20 protein-coding genes are annotated in these 17,598 nt (G+C 71.3%); 2 read left to right on the forward strand and 18 right to left on the reverse strand.

Annotated elements, in window-relative coordinates; genetic code table 11:
* Positions 1 to 30: 30 nt before the first annotated feature.
* From A6A25_RS03375 to A6A25_RS03400, 6 genes are all read right to left on the reverse strand, one after another.
* On the reverse strand, positions 31 to 813 hold the full coding sequence (locus tag A6A25_RS03375) for a hypothetical protein (protein WP_073886171.1): 783 nt from the start codon (positions 811 to 813) through the stop codon (positions 31 to 33).
* Positions 810 to 1,340, reverse strand: coding sequence for an RNA polymerase sigma factor (locus tag A6A25_RS03380; protein ID WP_073886172.1), 531 nt, complete (start codon positions 1,338 to 1,340; stop codon positions 810 to 812). The genes A6A25_RS03375 and A6A25_RS03380 overlap by 4 nt, the downstream gene beginning before the upstream one ends.
* A 48-nt stretch (positions 1,341 to 1,388) precedes the next feature.
* Positions 1,389 to 1,973, reverse strand: coding sequence for a TetR/AcrR family transcriptional regulator (locus A6A25_RS03385; RefSeq protein WP_073886173.1), 585 nt, complete (start codon positions 1,971 to 1,973; stop codon positions 1,389 to 1,391).
* Positions 1,974 to 1,986: 13 nt separating this feature from the next.
* The gene (locus tag A6A25_RS03390; RefSeq protein WP_073886174.1) at positions 1,987 to 2,310 is read right to left on the reverse strand and encodes a DMT family transporter; all 324 of its coding nucleotides are present in this window, start codon (positions 2,308 to 2,310) and stop codon (positions 1,987 to 1,989) included.
* Positions 2,311 to 2,396: 86 nt separating this feature from the next.
* On the reverse strand, positions 2,397 to 3,152 hold the full coding sequence (locus A6A25_RS03395) for a hypothetical protein (RefSeq protein ID WP_073886175.1): 756 nt from the start codon (positions 3,150 to 3,152) through the stop codon (positions 2,397 to 2,399).
* Positions 3,153 to 3,169: 17 nt separating this feature from the next.
* Entirely contained in the window at positions 3,170 to 3,688 is a 519-nt protein-coding gene (locus A6A25_RS03400) for a SigE family RNA polymerase sigma factor (protein ID WP_073886176.1), read from the reverse strand.
* Positions 3,689 to 3,840: 152 nt separating this feature from the next.
* On the opposite strand from A6A25_RS03400, the gene A6A25_RS03405 reads away from it, so the two are divergent.
* The gene (locus A6A25_RS03405) at positions 3,841 to 4,860 is read left to right on the forward strand and encodes a threonine aldolase family protein (RefSeq protein WP_073886177.1); all 1,020 of its coding nucleotides are present in this window, start codon (positions 3,841 to 3,843) and stop codon (positions 4,858 to 4,860) included.
* Between the two features lie 46 nt (positions 4,861 to 4,906).
* Here A6A25_RS03405 and A6A25_RS03410 read toward each other — a convergent pair whose 3' ends face one another.
* The 12 genes from A6A25_RS03410 to A6A25_RS03460 all read right to left on the reverse strand — a co-directional run bounded on the left by A6A25_RS03410 (position 4,907) and on the right by A6A25_RS03460 (position 15,904).
* A complete protein-coding gene (locus A6A25_RS03410; RefSeq protein ID WP_073886178.1) occupies positions 4,907 to 5,659 on the reverse strand; it encodes a potassium channel family protein in 753 nt (250 codons plus the stop codon).
* Positions 5,660 to 5,719: 60 nt separating this feature from the next.
* Positions 5,720 to 5,893 (reverse strand): hypothetical protein, encoded by a 174-nt coding sequence (locus tag A6A25_RS44570; protein WP_198932558.1) that lies wholly within the window; start codon positions 5,891 to 5,893, stop codon positions 5,720 to 5,722.
* Between the two features lie 67 nt (positions 5,894 to 5,960).
* Positions 5,961 to 7,118, reverse strand: a complete 1,158-nt coding sequence (locus tag A6A25_RS03415; RefSeq protein WP_073886179.1) for a pyridoxal phosphate-dependent aminotransferase — start codon at positions 7,116 to 7,118, stop codon at positions 5,961 to 5,963.
* Between the two features lie 271 nt (positions 7,119 to 7,389).
* Positions 7,390 to 7,929, reverse strand: coding sequence for an ESX secretion-associated protein EspG (locus tag A6A25_RS03420; RefSeq protein WP_073886180.1), 540 nt, complete (start codon positions 7,927 to 7,929; stop codon positions 7,390 to 7,392).
* Between the two features lie 105 nt (positions 7,930 to 8,034).
* Positions 8,035 to 8,802, reverse strand: coding sequence for an ESX secretion-associated protein EspG (locus tag A6A25_RS03425; protein ID WP_073886181.1), 768 nt, complete (start codon positions 8,800 to 8,802; stop codon positions 8,035 to 8,037).
* A 1-nt stretch (position 8,803) separates the two neighbouring features.
* On the reverse strand, positions 8,804 to 10,093 hold the full coding sequence (locus A6A25_RS03430; protein ID WP_073886182.1) for a PPE domain-containing protein: 1,290 nt from the start codon (positions 10,091 to 10,093) through the stop codon (positions 8,804 to 8,806).
* 9 nt (positions 10,094 to 10,102) lie between these two features.
* On the reverse strand, positions 10,103 to 10,657 hold the full coding sequence (locus A6A25_RS03435) for a DUF3558 domain-containing protein (protein ID WP_073886183.1): 555 nt from the start codon (positions 10,655 to 10,657) through the stop codon (positions 10,103 to 10,105).
* Between the two features lie 22 nt (positions 10,658 to 10,679).
* A complete protein-coding gene (locus tag A6A25_RS03440; RefSeq protein ID WP_073886184.1) occupies positions 10,680 to 11,132 on the reverse strand; it encodes a hypothetical protein in 453 nt (150 codons plus the stop codon).
* A gap of 151 nt (positions 11,133 to 11,283) precedes the next feature.
* Positions 11,284 to 12,540: a phosphoribosylamine--glycine ligase gene (gene purD / locus A6A25_RS03445; protein WP_073886185.1), complete on the reverse strand. Its 1,257-nt coding sequence runs from the start codon at positions 12,538 to 12,540 to the stop codon at positions 11,284 to 11,286.
* Between the two features lie 28 nt (positions 12,541 to 12,568).
* Entirely contained in the window at positions 12,569 to 13,561 is a 993-nt protein-coding gene (locus A6A25_RS03450; RefSeq protein WP_073886186.1) for a TAXI family TRAP transporter solute-binding subunit, read from the reverse strand.
* A complete protein-coding gene (locus A6A25_RS03455) occupies positions 13,542 to 15,524 on the reverse strand; it encodes a TRAP transporter permease (protein ID WP_083667917.1) in 1,983 nt (660 codons plus the stop codon). Before A6A25_RS03455 ends, A6A25_RS03450 begins: the two co-directional genes overlap by 20 nt.
* Positions 15,525 to 15,643: 119 nt before the next feature.
* On the reverse strand, positions 15,644 to 15,904 hold the full coding sequence (locus A6A25_RS03460) for a UBP-type zinc finger domain-containing protein (protein WP_083667919.1): 261 nt from the start codon (positions 15,902 to 15,904) through the stop codon (positions 15,644 to 15,646).
* Positions 15,905 to 15,932: 28 nt separating this feature from the next.
* Here A6A25_RS03460 and A6A25_RS03465 point away from each other — a divergent pair, with 28 nt between their 5' ends.
* A complete protein-coding gene (locus tag A6A25_RS03465) occupies positions 15,933 to 17,486 on the forward strand; it encodes a Na+/H+ antiporter (protein ID WP_073886188.1) in 1,554 nt (517 codons plus the stop codon).
* Positions 17,487 to 17,598 lie beyond the last annotated feature (112 nt).

The following is a 17,598-nucleotide window of genomic DNA, read 5'->3' on the forward strand; positions in this document are numbered from 1 at the left end:
ACGTGGCGGACGACCGGACGCCGGGGAGCGTCAGGGCACGGTCAGGTTCGGGTCGGTGGCCAGCGCCACCAGCTGGTCGTCCGTCAGCGCGACGTCCGGCAGCTCCGAGCCCCACCCCGGGTCGTACCGGTAGGCGGTGACCTGCACGACCGAACCGTCCGCGCGCAGGTGCGCCGCCGCGCGCGACACGACCACCTTCGAGACCGGGTCGCCGTTCACGCCGGTCGCGAGCCGGGTGCCGTCCTTGCGCCACAGCGGGTCGCCGCACTCGACCTCGACGCAGAACCGGTCGAGGGGCTCCCGCCTCGAAGGTGCGATCAACCGCACCACCGCCCCGCTCGGGCCGTTCCCGTCGATGAACCGCACGACCGCGCTGAAGTGCCTCGGATCGGCGTCACTGACCTCGCTGACCTCGACGCCCGTCACCTTTGCCCCCGGCACCACCTCGGGGAACCGCCCGGTCAGGTAGCCCGAGAGGAACGAGCTGACGCCGGTCGTGGGTTTCGCCGCGGTCGTGGGCGGCGGCACGGTCGCGGGCAGCGGTTCGGGCCGGGAGGACGGCGTCGCCGGGGCCGCCGCGGTGGTCAGCACCGACCCGCTCGCCGCGTCGACCGCCATCCTCCGGTCCAGCACGCCGGGCAGGGCCAGCACCGTGCCGGTGAGCGCGAGTGTCACCACCGCCACGGCCACCAGCGCGCGCCGCCGCCTGCGCGCGTCCCGCGCCCGCCGGATCAGCTCGTCGGGGTCGAAGTGCAACGGCGGCTCGTCACCGACCGCGGCCTGAAGGCCTTCCCGCAGGTCTGCCTCGCTCACGACGCCACCACCACCCCTCGTTCCAGTTCCTCGACCGCCACCCGCAACGCCACGAGCCCGCGCGCGGTCTGGCTCTTCACCGTGCCCTCGGTGCACCCCATCGCCACCGCGACCTCGCTCACCGAGAGGTCCTCGAAGTACCGCAGCACCAGCACGGCACGCTGGCGCGGCGGCACCCGCAGCAGCGCCGCGTGCACCAGGTCGCGGGCCCACAGCCGCTCGCCGGTCAGGTCCGGGTCGGCGGCCGTGTCGGCGACGTCCGGCACCTCGCCGTCCCGCTGCTCGGCCCGCCGCCACGGTCTGCGCTTCTCGTCCAGCCACGTGCGCAGCAGCACCTTGCGGGCGTACCCGGACGGGGTGTCGCGCCACTCGATCCGGTGCCACGCCTGGTACAGCTTGAGCAGGCTGGCCTGCATCAGGTCCTCGGCCATGTGCCAGTCGCCGCAGAACAGGTACGCGGTGCGCCGCAACGACGCGGCGTGGCTCACCGCGAACTCGCGGAAGCCCTGTTCCTCGGCCTTGCGCATGCGTTCCGATCCCCTTCCGCGCCCCCACCCCTCTTCACGCGGCAGGGGTCAGCGAGGTTGCATCGCCTTGCGCAGCATCCGGCGGGCCGCCGCCCTGGGGTCCGGGCTGATCTCGATGAGCGCGTTCACCACGGCACCGTCGACCAGCGCGATCAGCTCTTCCACGCGTTCCCGGCTGACCGGTTGACCGGCCTGGGTGAAGATGTCGAACAGCAGGGCGTGCAGCTCACCGGACATCCTGCGCATCAACGGCCGCAGGTAGGGCCGCCTGCCCGTGGCGACGAGGCGTTCGTAGCGCAGCAGCACGGCTTCGGCGTCGCGGTCGCCGGACGGCCCGAGCAGCAGGTCGAGCACGAGTTCGACGAACGCGTCGCCGCCGCACTCGCGCGGGTCCAGCTCGTCCAGCCTGGCCTTGCCGTAGGCCAGCTCGGCGTTGCCCTGGAACTCCAGGGCCGCGGTCACCAGCTCCTCCAGCGAGTCGAAGTAGTACGTGGTGGAGGCCAGCGGCAGGCCCGCGCGCTCGGCGACGGCACGGTGCCGGATCGCGTCGAAGCCGCCGTCGACCAGGAGGTCGGCGGCGGCTTCGACCAGCGCCTGGCGGCGGCGTTCACCCTTCGGCGTTGCGGCTGTCATTGCAGGAAAGGTACTAGTGCCCGCCACCGGCCAGGTTGAGGCCGATGACACCGCTGACGATGAGGCCGATGGAGACCAGCTTGATCGTGCTCACGCCGTCGCCGAGCCAGACCATGCCGATGACGGCGGTGAGCGCCGCGCCGATCCCGGTCCACACCGCGTAGGCCGGTCCGGCGGGCAGCTGCTTCATCGCCCACGCCAGGCCCGCGAAGCTGATCAGCGCGAACACCGCGAACACCACCGACCACCACAGCCTGCTGAAGCCGTCGGAGAGCTTGAGCGCGACGGCCCAGCCCGCCTCGAAGAAGCCGGACACGATGAGCACGGCCCACGCCATGACGACCACCTCCCAAATCTGGCACAATCGTACCAAATTAATGGTACGCGAGTACCAGAGTGCCGGGTGATCCGGCTCTCCGCGACTCAGGACCTGGCCGCGAGCCGTTCGGCCAGCTCCGCCAGCCGGTCGGCCAACGGCGGCTCCTCCGAGCCCTCCTCCGGCCGGCTGAGCACGTACAGCTCCCGGCCGTCGGGCGTCTTCGCGCTCGCGTACGCGTACGTGCGGTCCGGGACCAGCCCGGTCGCACCGGCCGGCACGACCACCACCGACACGGTGCCGTGAACGTCACCGGCGCGCACGAGGAAGCTCGCACCCCTCGCGTCGGGTGGGCAGTCGGCCGCGGCGGGCGCGGCCTGGTCGGCGTTGGCGACCGAGAGCTCGTCGGCGAGGGCGACGGCGAGCTCCCGGTCCACCTCAACGCACCCGCGTTGGGCGCTGCCGACCACCGAGCGGTCGGCACTCCCCGATGGCTCGTCCCCCTGCGTAGACGGGTCATCGGGGATGCTCTTGGGCGGCATTCCACCGCTGCGCTCCGGTACCGCGTCCTTCGACAGGACCTCCGGCTCGCCCGCGCTGAAAGGTGTGACGTTAGGGGACGAAGCGTCCTGAGCGGAACCCGCCACGCTGCGCTCATCGCTCGGGCCCGACCCGAGCACACCGGCGACCACCACGCCACCGAACACGAGCACGAGCGCCAAGGCGGAACCGAAGGCGACGGACGACCTGCGCCGCGCGGTCGCGCGTGCCGAAGCCGAGCGCACGGCGTCCACGTCGAAGGACGGGGGCGGCGCGTCACTGGCCGCGTCACGGAACAGCTCGGAGAGCTTCTGCTCGTCCACCTACCTCCTCCTCCCGCTCACGACGCCGGCCGCAAGTCGTCGATCGTGTCGCCCAACGCCTCGCGGAGGGCTTCCAGCCCCCGGGAGGTCTGGCTCTTCACGGTGCCCTCGGAACACCCCAACGCCTCGGCCGCCGCCGCGACGTCCAGGCCCTCCAGGAACCTGAGCACGAGCACCGCCCGCTGCCTCGGCGGCACCCGCCGCAAGCCCGCGACCAGCGCCTCGCGCGTCGCCACCGCGTCCGCGACCTCACCGTCACCCGAGGGCGTCTCCGGGACTTCGTCCACGAAGCGCTCCCGCCGCCACGGCCGCCGGGACTCGTCGATCACCGCGCGCACCAGGGTCCGGCGGACGTAGGCGTCCAGGGCCTGCTTGTCCCGGACCTTGCGCCATCTGCGGTGCAACGCGACGAACGCGGTCTGCGCGAAGTCGTCCGCCCGGTGCCAGTCACCACAGAGCAGGAACGCCGTTCGGCGCACGGCCTCCCGGCGAGCCACGAAGTACTCCGCGAACTCCTGCTCGTCGCGCTGATCCACGCGGACTCTCTCCGCTCCTCGTGCTTGCACTTACCGGACGGAACCGGTGCCGCACACGGTTGCACGCCGGTTCACCGAGACTTGCATCACCCCCATCGTGGTACCGCCGACGCGACTGGGTCAGGGCTTGCCCGGTGTGATGTGATCCATTCGTGACCCAGCTCTCGCCGCTCGACTTCCGCTCCGACACCGTCACCCGGCCGGACGAGGCCATGAGACTGGCCATGTCCGGTGCCGAGGTCGCCGACGACGTGCTCGACCACGACCCCACCATGCGGCAGCTCGAGGAGCGCGTCGCGGAGCTGCTGGGCGTGGAAGCGGCGCTGTGGGTGCCGTCGGGGTCGATGGGCAACCTGATCGCGCTGACCGTGCACCTGCGGCCCGGCGACCGGTTCCTCGCACCGCGCGGCGCGCACGTGCTCGACAACGAGCTGGGCACGGCGGCGTGGATCGCGGGCGGGATGCCGCACCCGCTGGAGCACGACGCGGGGCCGGGTCGGGCGTCACCCGACGCGGTGCGTGCGGCGGCGGGGACGTCCGGGCCGTACTACACGCTGCGCACCACGCTCTTGTGCCTGGAGAACACGCACAACGCGGCCGGCGGGGCCGTGACGCAGCCCGACGAGCACGCGCTGCTGGTGTCGGCGGCCCGGGAGACCGGCCTGCGGGTGCACCTGGACGGCGCCCGGTTGTGGAACGCGGCCGTGGCGCTGGGGCTGCCGCCCGCCGCGTTGACGGTCGGGGTGGACACGGTGCAGGTGTGCCTGTCCAAGGGTCTCGGCGCGCCGGTCGGGTCGGTGGTGGCCGGGTCGTCGTCGTTCGTCACCGAGGCGCGGCGGGTGCGCAAGATGCTCGGTGGCGGTGTCCGGCAGGGTGGTGTGCTGGCCGCCGCGGGACTGGTGGGGCTGGGTCGCATCGACGACCTGGCGCAGGACCACGCGAACGCCCGTGCGTTGGCGCACGGGCTGGCCGAGCTGGGCTGGCAGGTGGACGAGCCGGAGACCAACATCGTGCTGGCGGGCGTGCCGGACCTGGAGGTGACGTTGACCGGGCTGCGGCACCTGGGCGTGTTCGCCGGGCCGATGGCGGGCAAGGTGCGGTTCGTGCTGCACCGCGACGTGGGCGCGGACGACGTGGCCGAGGCGTTGCGCCGGATCGGGTCGGCGAGCTGAGCGTGCGGAGGCGGGGTGCCGTGCACGCGCGGGAGGTGCTCGGGGTCTAGCCGCCGGTGTCGGTCCTGGCCGCGCGCAGCTCCGCGCGCAGCTCGGCCAGCTCCGCGCGGACCAGGCGCAGCTCGGCCGCCGTCGCCTGCTCGGCCTCGGCGACCGAGTCCTCGACCCCGCTGAGCCGTTGGACCAGCCAGGACGCGATCGTGCCCGTGATGACACCGAGCAGTGCGATGCCGCCGATCATCAGCAGCGCGGCGACCAGGCGGCCCTCCCACGTGACGGGGTAGCGGTCGCCGTAGCCGACGGTGGAGATCGTGGTGAGCGTCCACCACGCGGCGTCGCCGAAGGTGGTGATGGAGGCGTCCGGGTGATGGCGTTCGGCATCCAGCACGGCCAGTGAGGCGCACAAGCCGACCAGGACCGTGACGCCCGCGGCGTAGACGCCCACCTTCTGCCGGAAGTTGCCCGCGAACCGCTTGTTGAGCACCTTGAGGACCGTGATCAGCCGCAGCACGCGCAGCTGGCGGACCATCGGCAGCATGACCGCGAGCAGGTCGAACAGGTGGTTGACGAAGAACTTGCGCTTGTCGACGGCGAGCTTGAAGCGCGCCGCGTAGTCCAGGGCGAACACGAGCCAGACCAGCCAGAGGACGACCTCCAGCACGGTGTGCAGGCCGGGCGTCGAGCGGTTGTCGAGGACCTGCCAGGCGTAGGCCACCACGAAGAGGGTGGCCAGGCCCGTCAGCGGCCACTCGGCGCGGCGCTCCCACTGGGCGAGTCGGCGTTCATCGGTCTCGAACACCGACCCATGGTGCGGGTCGGTTCGGTGTTTTTCCAGCTCGTCGGGACAACTGCCAGGTCGTCAGCGCCCCTTGATGCCCTTCGGGCGCTTGTTGCTCTTGATCGCGCCGTACGCGGCCGTGCCCAGGAAGAGCACGCCACCGATCACCGCGAGCCAGAAGACGCCCTCGATCACGGCGCCGAGCACGGTGATCACGAGCCAGGCCGCGAGCAGCCACAGGATTATCCGGACCATGTCACCCGAACGACTGGATCACCCGATCAGTTCCCCACAACCGCGGTGATCGGGAGTACAACTGTCATCATGATGACGACACCAGCCAAGTGCCCAGCCGCCGCAACGCCTCCTCGATGTCGTGGCCGGCCCCGGCGAAGGAGAGCCGGATGAACTCGTGCCCGCGCACGGGGTCGAAGTCGATGCCCGGCACGATCGCGACCCCCGTGTCGTCCAGCAGGCGGCGGCAGAAGTCCATCGAGTCGTCGGTGAGGTGGGAGATGTCGGCGTAGGCGTAGAAGGCGCCGTCGGCGGGTGCCACCTTGTCGATGCCCAGGTCGGCCAGGCCCTTGAGCAGCACGTCGCGGTTGAGGCGGTACCCCTCGACCAGTCGCTCGGTCTGCGCGTACGACTCGGGCTCGAACGCGGCGACGGCCGCGTACTGGGCCAGGGCGGGCGGGCAGAGCGTGAAGTTGCCGGTCAGCCTGTCGACCGCGCGGCGCAGGTCGGGCGGCAGCAGCATCCACCCCAACCGCCAGCCGGTCATGGCGAACGCCTTGGAGAAGGAGTTGACCACGATGGACTCACGGGAGGTCTGCCAAGCGCAGGCGAGCGGCGTGCCGTAGCTGATGCCGTGGTAGATCTCGTCGCTGACCAGCCGCACGTCGTGCTCGGCGCACCAGGCGGACAGCTCGGCCAGTTCCGCCGGTGCCAGCACGGTGCCGGTCGGGTTCGCCGGGCTGGCCACCACGAGCCCGTCGAGCGGGCCGGCGTCGTCCAACATCGCCACCGTGGGCTGGAACCGCGTCTCCGGCCCGCAGGCCAGCTCGACCACCTCGCAGCCCAGCGCGGTGAGGATGTTGCGGTAGGCGGGGTAGCCGGGCCGGGCCAGGGCGACCCGGTCGCCCGCCTCGAAGGAAGCGAGGAACGCCAACAGGAAGCCGCCGGACGACCCGGTGGTCACCACGACGTCGTCCGCCGAGACCGTCAACCCGTACTGCCGGTGGTAGTGCCCCGCCAGGGCTTCCCGCAGCTCCACGATGCCGAGCTGCTCGGTGTAGCCCAGGGTCTGCTCACGCAGGGCACGGTGCGCGGCCTCCAGCACGGGCGCCGGCGCCGGGCTGGACGGCTGCCCGGCCGCCAACGACACGACATCCCCCACCACCCGCTGCCGCCGTGCCGCGGCGGACAGCACTTCCATGACGTGGAAAGGAGGCACATCGGCACGACCGGCAACACCCACCATGCCCGTCAGGCTAATCGACCGCCGCCAAAGACCCGCAGGTCACCACTGCCGGGCCCCCGCAGCCGCCGCTACCCGCCGCTGCTGGACGCCCTCGCACAACCGGGGCCCGGCCACAGCCTTCCCGGCGGCCCGCGCCGGACGGCGATCACCATCCGACCCGAAACGCCACTCCCCGATCACCACCCGGCGACCGCTTCACTCACCACAACCTCCCCGGCGGTCTGCTCACACCGGTTCGCGTTGTCCCCGCACCGAGCCGTGCCGGAGTCGGTCACCGCGCCGGATCGCCGAATCCTTCCACCAGATCGGTGATCCGCGCCCGCAGCACGTCGGCGTCGATCGGCCCGTGGAAGTCGACCACGTCCGCCGCACGCCGCCGTCGTCCACTGTGGTCGACCGCGGCGGCGCCGAACTGGCCGCGCAGGTCCGGTCCGCCGACCCGGCCGTCCGGCAGGGTCGGCAGCAGCCCGACAAGCGCGGTGGCGAGGTCGGCGTCCACCTCTCGCACGGTCAACAAATCCCGGGTCAGCACGGCCAGCAGCGAGCCCGAACCGGTGGACGCGGCCAGTGCGCGCACCGCCGCCGTGCCGATGCCCAGTCGCAGGTCCGCCGACCGCGGCGGGTAAGCGATGAGCTTGAACGCCGCACCGAGCCACGGGTCGAGTTCGCCGCCGCGGGCCAGGCCTTGGGCGGTGAGGTGGCTCCACGGCGCGGGTTCGTCCTGCACGTGCAGCACGATCGGCATGGCGCCGAGCTCGAGGTGTTCCCAGGCGGTGCGGAACGCGGTGGCGCTGAGCGTCGCATTGGTCACCAGACGTCACTCCCGAATGACGGCGGGCGTTGCTCCGGCCCCCCAGGCCCGCTGCGGAACTGACGTCGTGGAGGACGCACGGGTTCCGTTTCCGCAGCCCGGAACTCAGACCTCCTGCACCAGCTCCCACACGCAACCGGCGAGCCGGGCGTTGTCGATCGGGGTGATCGTGCTCCAGCTGCGACCGTCCGAACTGGGCCGCACCTGGTGCAGGTACCGGCCGGACGGCGTGTCGTGCCAGGCGACCACGCGGCCGGCGCGCACGGGCGGCCCGCCGTGCTGGGCGCGTTCGGCGCCGAACTGGCCGCGCGTGCTCATGCCGTCGCACATGCCGGCCAGTTCCTGCGCCTCGTGCAGCGGCAACCCGTGCCGCTCCAACGCCAGCACCAGTTTCTCCGCGTCCCGCCCGGCTTCGTCGGACGCCGCGCGCAGCACGTCGTTCGGCAGGCTGATCGACCGGCCGTACCCGGCGGGCATCTCACCGGCGACGGACACCGCCGCCTCGGCCAGCGCGCTGGCCCGTGCCTCGATCAACCACACCTCGTCGCCGTCGACCACGGCGAGGATGCCCTCCTCGCCGGCCGCCGCCGCCAGACCTTTGATCTTGCGGCGGTCGACCCAGATCCACAGGTCGATCGACACCTGCGGGTTGGCCAGCAGCGCGAACGCGTCGGCCAACTCGGGCGTCAACCGCCGGTTGGTCGCCAGCCCGCGCTCGGCCAGCGACCCCCAGGCCTGCTCCACGAACACGGCACGCTCGGTGTGCGTGATGCCCGGGCTCGGCACGTCCAGCGCGACGTTGCGGCGGGCCAGGCGCTCACCCTCCCACGCGACGTCGAACTCGAGCGTCGACAGGACAACCGTGCCGCTCACTTCACTTCTTCTCGGGCTCGTCGCCGATGACCGACTGCACGACCATCCGCTCGTCACCGAACACGTCGTCGGAGTCGACGCCGTACTTGCGGACGTGCTCCGCGTCCTCTTCGCCGGGTCCGCCCTTGGCACTGGCCGCCGGCTGCAACATCGAGGCACCGGCACCCGCCTTGCCCGCCGCACCACCAGCCGCACCACGACCGGCCACGCGCTCGTCGGGGTCGATGGCGCCGATCGTCGCGGAGACACCGGGCTTCCCGGTCAACGCGCCGGGCATCCCGGGCACACCACCCTTGCCCGGACCACCGGCGGCACCGCCACCCGTGCCCTTGCCACCCGCGGGCCCTTCGGGCACCTTGCCGGCGGGGGGCGTCGCCTGGGAGGGGTTGCGCACGACCCGCGCGCCACGCGCCTGCGTCGCCGCGAGCCCCAACCCGAGCCCGGCGGTCAGCCCGAGGCCCAAGCCCAACGGGAAGTTCGACCCACCGGACTTGCCACCCAACGCGACCGGCGGCACGACCGTCGACCCACCGGGCGTGTTCGGCGGCAGCAGACCCGTCGACCCACCGGGCAACTGCCCCGGCAACTGCGGCGGCACACCGACCGTGCCACCGGGAACGCCGCCCGGCACCCCACCGGGCACACCGCCTGGCACGCCACCGGGAATCCCGGGCACCACCCCGCTGGGCTGCCCCACCGCCGCGACCGGCGTGCTGACGCTGGACGCCGTCGTCACCTCGAACTGCGGCGGCTTGTTCATGCCCTGGTACTGGTTCAACGCGTCCCGACTGGCCTCGGTGTACTGGTCAAGCCCCCGAATAGCCTGCTCGCGCGCCGCCTGCGTCTGCTTGACCTCTTTGGCGTGATCCGTCTCGTACCCGAAGAACCCACCAACGTCATCGACGAAACTGGTCTCCGTATCACCGCGCAACTGCTGCGGCTCGGGCATCCCGTTCCGGGTCTGGCTGTAGTTGGCCCCTTGAACAGCGGTCGCCTTGGAGTTCTGCTGGGCGGCCTCGGTACCCGTCGTCGCCACGTCGGCCGACACGGTCACCGCCTTACCCGCGTTGTCACCGGCCGCGCCCTGCCACTCGATGCCGAGCTTCCGCAGCTCTCCACGCAGTGTCTCGTCGGTCTCGTTCAGCGTCTTCGCGAGCTGGCGCAGCGCGTGCGACGCATCGCTGAACTTCTGCGCGGCGTCACCGGTCGAGAACCGCTGCACCAACGTGGCCAGCGCCGAGTTGTCATAGCCCTGGAAGCGGAAATCCTTGATCTCCCTGAAGCCGGTCACAACTCCCCCTCACTTCAGCGTTTGCAAGGTCGCGAGCGCCAACTCAGCGCCCTTGGCGGCGTTCTGGCACATCTGGTCCTGGGTGAAGCCGTCACCGATCGGGAAGAACTGGACGATCAGTTGCTGCTTCTCCGCCACGTCGACGGCGTAAGAGCAGTAGGCCTCGGAAGTCCCGCTCAGCTTGTACTGGTAGGCGGCGAACCCGGCGACGGTCTTGGCGTCGACGTCGAGGTTGCTGCCGCCCTCCCAGTATTCGATCCCCTCACCGGAAACGAGGGAGACGTTGTAGCTGAACACCGACCGCCCATTCGACATGTAAGCGCACGTCGGCGCCGGGTTGTCGTTGTTGAGCACATCGAGCGGGTCGTTCACCGCTTCGTCGATCTTGAGCTCGACCCGCTGCGCGGTCGTGAGCGTCGCACAGGGGTCGACCCCGTCGAGCTTGACCTCCTTCGGCCGCGGCGGCTTGGACGCCGTCGGTTCAGCCGAATCGCTCGTCGCGGGAGCGTCCGTCGTCGCAGGCCTGGGATCCCCCGTTTCACCGGGCGAGCACCCGGCGACCACGACGCCGCAGAGAACCGCCGCACTAATCAGACGCACCAGATGCCCCCAGAGCGGCGGTCACTTCTTCTTCGGTGAATTGGTACTGGCGAGCCGTGCCGCGCAACTGCTCGACCAACCCCTTGAGGCTGAGGATGTACTGCTCGACCCGCCCCGAGTACGAGTCGGGCCCGTCGACCAGGCGCGAGTTCCACGCGGCGGCGATGTCGCTGTTCACCTCGTCAGCGTCGTTCAACTGCACGCTCAGGTTGGCGACCGCCCTGTTCAGCGCGAGTTGAAGCGCGGACGCCTGGTCGTGGATGATCTTGCCGGCCTGGAGGACGGTTTCCTCCGTCACCTCGAACTTCTGGCCCGACACCGGACCGGCGGCCATGGTCTCGTTCAGCCGCTTCTCGGCCATGAACATCTCGCCGACCGCCTTGCCGACGGCTCCCCCCGCGGCGGCGACGGCTCCCAGTAGGCCGGTCTCCTGTTCCACGACGTCCTACCCCCGTACGGTCGGTAACGGATTGAACCCGGTTCGAGGCTACCAACGACCGCGTGAACCGGGTCTGAGGTTGGACGAAGAAGGGTCCGACCCGGTTCCCGCGGGTTGGCAGTGGTCGATCGAGTGGTCCGCGACCAGGGGATCAGGGGACGGTGATCTCGCCGTTCGCCGCACGCAGCGCGATGTCCGTGCGGTGGTGCGAGCCGGTCAGGTGGACGGACGCCAGGCGGCGGTAGGCGTCGGTTCGGGCGTCGGTCAGGGTGCTGCCCGTGCCGACCACCGACAGGACCCGGCCGCCGGTCGAGACGACGGCGCCGTCCTCGCGCCGGCGGGTACCCGCGTGCAGCACGCCGTCGGCTTCGGCGCCGCTGATCACGTCACCCGTGCGCGGCCGGCCGGGGTAGCCCTCGGCGGCGAGCACGACGGTCACGGCGTAGCCGTCGGACCAGTCCAGGGCCGGTGCGGACGCCAGGGTGCCGGTGGCGGCGGCGTGGAAGAGGGCGGCCAGCGGGGTGCGGAGCAGCGCCAGGACGGCTTGGGTCTCCGGGTCGCCGAACCGGCAGTTGAACTCGATGACCTGCGGACCGGTGGAGGTCAGGGCCAGGCCCGCGTACAGCAGGCCGGTGAACGGGGTGTCGCGGCGGGCCAGTTCGTCCACGACCGGCTGGACGCAGGTGGACACGATCGTGTTCACCAGGTCGGGCGGGGCCCAGGGCAGCGGCGAGTACGCGCCCATGCCGCCGGTGTTGGGGCCGGAGTCGCCGTCGCCGACGCGCTTGAAGTCCTGCGCGGGCAGCAGCGGCACCACGGTGGCGCCGTCGACCAGGCAGAACAGCGACACCTCGGGTCCGTCGAGGAACGACTCCAGCAGCACCGGGTGGCCGTGGTCGAGCAACGTCATGGCGTGGGCGCGGGCCACGGCGCGGTCGGTGGTGACGACCACGCCCTTGCCGGCGGCCAGGCCGTCGTCCTTCACCACCCACGTCGGGCCGAAGCGGGTCAGCGCGGAGTCGAGCCGGGCCGGGTTGTCCACGATCTCGGACACGGCGGTCGGCACGCCGGCGGCGGCCATGACGTCCTTCGCGAACGCCTTGGAGCCCTCGATCCGGGCCGCCGCGGCCGACGGGCCGAAGCAGGGGATCCCGATCGCGCGCACGGCGTCCGCCGCACCCGCCACCAGGGGCTGCTCCGGCCCGACCACGACCAGGTCGGCGTTCCACTCCTTGGCCAGCGCCGCGACGGCACCGCCGTCGGTGACGTCGACCCCGTAGGTCTCCGCGACACCGGCGATGCCGGCGTTGCCCGGAGCGCAGGCCAACGCGATCACCGAAGGGTCCCGCGACAAGGCGAGGACTAGGGCATGTTCACGGGCGCCAGACCCGATGACCAGGACACGCACGGTTGGGCAGCCTAGATGACTGCGCCGATCAGCCGCCCAGTGCGTCCAACGAGCCGGGGTGCAGCGGCACCGGGTCGGTCATGCCGGCCTTCTCCTTCACGATGTCCTTGGCCGCCGGGTGCACGGCCTCCAGGTCCGACTTCTTCTCGAAGATGAGCTTGGTCACGGCGCACGCGTTGCCGTCCGGGAAGTCATTGCGCACGAGCAGCACGTTCGGCACCGCCACCGTCGGCACGTCGGCCGGCTGGCCGTAGGTCGCGGCCGGGATGACGCCCCGGTCGTACACCTCGTTGATCTTCTTCAACGCGTCCAGCTGCGGCGTGATGTCGATGAACTTGACCTGGTCCTTCAACGACGTGGTGATGTCGGTGATCTGCGCGGTGGGCAGGCCGCCGGACCAGACGAGGCCGTCGATGCTGCCGTCCTTCATCCCGTCCGCGGTCTTGGCCAGGTCGAGCCGCTGCGCCTGCACGTCGGTCTCCGGGTTGAGTCCGGCCGCCGTCAGCAGCCGCTGGGCGATCACCTCGGTGCCCGACTTGGGCGAGCCGGTGGAGATCCGCTTGCCGCGCATGTCGGCGACCGAGTTGATCCCGGAATCGGTCCGCACCAGCACCTGCGTGTAGTTCGGGTACAGCCTGGTCAGCGCCTGGACCTGCTGCGGCTTGCCGTCGAACGCGCCCTTGCCCGCGACCGCGTCCGCCGCCGTGTCGGCCAGCGAGAACGCCACGTCGTAGTCGCCCGCGACGAGCTGCTGGATGTTCTGCACCGACGCGCCGGTCTCCGCGGCGGTGGCCTTGAGCTTGGTGTTGTCGCTGATCAGCTTGGCCAGCCCACCGCCGACGACGTAGTACACGCCGCCGGAGTTGCCGGTCGCGATGGTGATCCGCCCGTCCGCCGCCTCGCAGGCGGCTCCACCCGGCTCGCCGTTCGATGCGGCGGGTGTCTGCTTCCCGCCGCACCCGGCGGCGACCAGGCCGACCGAGAGCACACCGACGGCGATCCTAAGCGTCCAGCTGCGCATGCTGTTCCTTCCTCCGTAGGACGACGTGCACCGCCACCGCGACCAGCAGGAAGCCCACGCCGACGGCGATGGTGACGGGTTGCAGGTAGAGCAGGGCCACGGCGGCGGGCGCGCACAGCACGCGCTCCGGCCACCGGGCACGACCGAACAGCCAGCCGCCGGTGAGCACGGCCAGTGCCGCCACGCCCAGCGCGGACACCGCGAACACCCACACGCCGTCGAGGAACGACGTGCGCAGCAGCAGTCCGGCGCCGTTGTCGGTCAGCACGAACGCCAGCGGCACGAGGAACGCGGGCAGCGTGTACTTCCACGTCCGCCACATCGTCTTCATCACGTCACCGCCGGTGATGGCGGCGGCGGCCACGGCGGCGAGCGCGGTCGGCGGCGTCACCTCGGACAGCACCGCGTAGTAGAAGATGAACATGGCCGCTTCCTCGGGGGCCACGCCCAGCTCCATCAGCGCGGGCCCGATGACGACCCACGAGATGATGAACGACGCCGTCACCGGCACGGCCAGGCCGAGCAGGCTCACCGCGAACGCCGCCAGCACCACGGTCACGAACAGCACCACGGTCGGGTTGGACGAGATCGCGGCGGCCAGGTCCACCAGCGCCGACGCCAGCACCTGGCCGAGGCCGGTCTTGGTGATGGTGGACGTGATCACGCCCGCCGCCGCGCACACCGCGATCACCGGCAACGCCGACCGCACGCCCTGCGACAGCGAGTCCGCCATCGCCCGCAGCCACGCCCGCACGTCACCGCGCTGGGCGATCAGCGCGAACAGCGCGGCGACACCGGTGGCGTAGACGACGGCGGAGAACACCGGGATGTCCAGCGCCAGGAACACCACGATCACCGCGAGCGACAGGAAGTGGTACCCGCCGCGCTTGAGCAGCGCCCACGGGCTCGGCGAGTCGATCTCCACCGGCTTCGCGCCGAACTTGCGCGCGTCGATCTCCACGGCCAGCGCGATGCCCAGGTAGTACAGCAGGGTCGGCAGGATCGCCCAGATCAACACCTGCAGGTAGGACGTCTCCAGGAACTCGGCGATGATGAACGCCGCCGCGCCGAGCGTCGGCGGGGACAGGATCGCGCCGATACCGGACGCGGCGAGCAGCCCGCCCGCGTTCTCCTTGGGGTAGCCCGCTTTCTTCAGCATCGGCCACGTCACCGCGCCCAGCGACACGGTGGTCGCGGTGCCCGATCCGGACACCGTGCCGAGCAGGAAACCGGCGGTCGCGGCGGTGCGGCCCGGCGCGGTGCGGGACTTGCGGAACGCGGAGAAGCTGATGTCCACGAAGAACGTCCCGGCGCCGGAGGCGTTCAGCACCGAGCCGTAGATCGTGAACAGCACGATGTAGGTCGCGGCGACGTCCAGCGGTGTCCCGTAGAACCCGGTCGCGTCGTTGTAGAAGCCGTTGATGATCTGGGAGAAATCCACGCCCGCGTGCGAGATCGCCCAGGACGGCGGCAGGAACCCGCCGTAGTAGGCGAAAACGACGAACCCGACGCAGACGATCGGCAGCACCCAGCCGGTGGTCCGCCGGCACGCCTCCAGGATCAGCACCAGCAGCAGGGACCCGGCGATGACGTCGAGCGTGGTCAACTGGCCCTGGCGGTCGAGGAACGCGTCGAACCCGCCGAACAGCGGGTACGCGCCCACCACGAACGCGCACGCCGCCGCGAGCCAGTCCACGACACCGGGGTCGTCGGCCTCACCGCGCCTGCCGCGCGGCCGGTAGCAGAGGAAGACCAGCGGCAGCGTGACCGCCAGGAAGATCACCAGGTAGTACTGGCTGCCCTGGCTGAACGGCCAGAACACCTGTTTGAGCACGAGCAGCGAGATGGCGAGGCCCGCCACCCACACGCCCAGCTCCCAGCGCCGGGACAAGGCGCGCGACGGGCGCTCCTCGTCGTACTCGGCGAGCAGTTCATCGACTTCGACCTGCGGCTTGGTCGGCACGCGCACCCCTTCGTGTCGCGCTGGATCGAGCGCTCACGAAGCTACTTGTGCCTTGGGTCACAGCCATAGGCCCACCGTCTAAAGGGACTGTAAAGACGGCCGCGCGAAGATCACCGGGTTCACACGATCCGGGAGTCCGGGTAGCACCAGCGCCAGTCCTCGCCCGGCTCGAACGAGCGCATCACGGGGTGTTCCGAGGCGTGGAAGTGAGCGGTCGCGTGCCGGCGCGGGCTGGAGTCGCAGCACGCCACGTGCCCGCAGGACAGGCAGATCCGCAGGTGTGCCCAGTTGTGCTCGCCCGCGGCGAGGCAGTCGGCGCAGCCGTCGGGGTTGTCCGGCGCGACCGACTCCGGCAGGTCTGAGACGTGAGGACAGGTCATACCGGTCATCATCACGCAAGATTGCGGCATGCACGGACCGGAACTGCTCCTGGTGCTCGTCGGCGCGTTGCTCGTCACGGCCGCGGCCAAACGCCTCAACTGGTCGCCGCCGCTGGTGCTCGTCGGCGTCGGGCTCGCGGTGTCGTTCATCCCCGGCTTGCCGGAGTTCGCCCTGGACCCGGAACTGATCCTGGTCCTGGTGCTGGCGCCGCTGCTGTACTCGGCCGCGCTGGACAGCTCGTACCACAACATCCGGGCGAACCTGAGGCCGATCGGCCTGCTCGCGGTCGGCCTGGTGCTGGCGACCACGGTCAGCGTCGGCTGGGTGGCGCACCTCGTGCTGCCGGAGCTGTCGCTGCCCGCCGCGCTGGTGCTGGGCGCGGTCGTGGCGCCGCCGGACGCGGTCGCCGCAGTCGCGATCGGACGGCGGCTCAACCTGCCGCGGCGGACGATGACGCTGCTCACCGGCGAGAGCCTGATCAACGACGCGACCGCGCTGACGGCCTACAAGGTGGCCGTCGCGGCGGCCGCCGGTGTCGCCGCCACCTGGGTCGACGGCACCCGCACGTTCCTGGTCAGCGCGGTCGGCGGGGTGCTCGTCGGGCTGGTGATCGGCTGGGCCGTGCGCTGGGTCCGCGACCGGCTCGACGACGGTGTGCTGGAGAGCGCGCTCGGCATGCTGGTGCCGTTCGGGGCGTACATCTTCGCCGAGGAGCTGCACGCCTCCGGTGTGCTCGCGGTCGTCATCGCCGGCCTCTACATCGGGCACCACGCGCCGCGCAGCTCGTACTACACGCGCTTGCAGGACACCGCGGTGTGGCGGTCGGTGGACACGATGCTGGAGTCGTTCGTGTTCGCGCTGATCGGCTTGCAGCTCAACAGCGTTGTTCGCGAGGTGGACATCACCTCGGCGCTGGTGTGGGGTGCGGCGGCCGTGCTGGCGGCGACGATCCTGGTGCGGTTCGTGTGGATGTACCCGGCGGCGTACCTGCCCCGGCTGCTGTCGAAGCGGATCCGGGAGCGCGAGGACGCGCCGGGGTGGCGCGGCGTGACCGTGCTGTCGTGGGCCGGGATGCGGGGCGTGGTGTCGCTGGCCGCGGCGAGCGCGTTGCCGCTGGACCTGCCCGGCCGCGAGGTGATTGTGTTCTGCGCGTTCGTGGTCACCGTCGGTACGTTGCTGATCCAGGGCCTGACGCTGCCGTACGTGATCCGCAAGCTGGCGTTCCGCGGTGACGAGGAGCGGACCGACGCGCTGGCCGAGGCGCAGGTGCAGCACGCCGCCGCGCAGGCCGCCGTGCGCAGGCTGGACGAGGTGATCGGCGACGACCACGACGCGCTGGAGCACATCGTGGACCGGCTGCGGCTCCTGGCCGAGCACCGGGGCAACGCGGCGTGGGAGCGGCTGGGCAGGCAGGAGGACGAGAGCCCGGCGGCGGCGTACCGGCGGTTGCGGCGGACGATGCTGGAGGCCGAGCGGCAGGTGTTCGTCCAGGCGCGTGACGACGGGCAGATCGACGACGAGGTGTTGGTCCGGGTGCTGCGCGAACTCGACCTGGAGGAAGCGGCCATATCCAGGGAGTGACGAACACCGAACCTCCCACTACGCGTTCACCGTGACGTGGCCTGCGCTTCGCCTTAGCGTGTCCGGGACGTCGCGGTGCGCGACGAGGCTGCCGCGCGTCAGGAGTCCTGCT

Origin of the sequence: Saccharothrix sp. CB00851, from assembly GCF_001905065.1 — a bacterium.
In the GTDB taxonomy this organism is placed as follows: domain Bacteria; phylum Actinomycetota; class Actinomycetes; order Mycobacteriales; family Pseudonocardiaceae; genus Actinosynnema.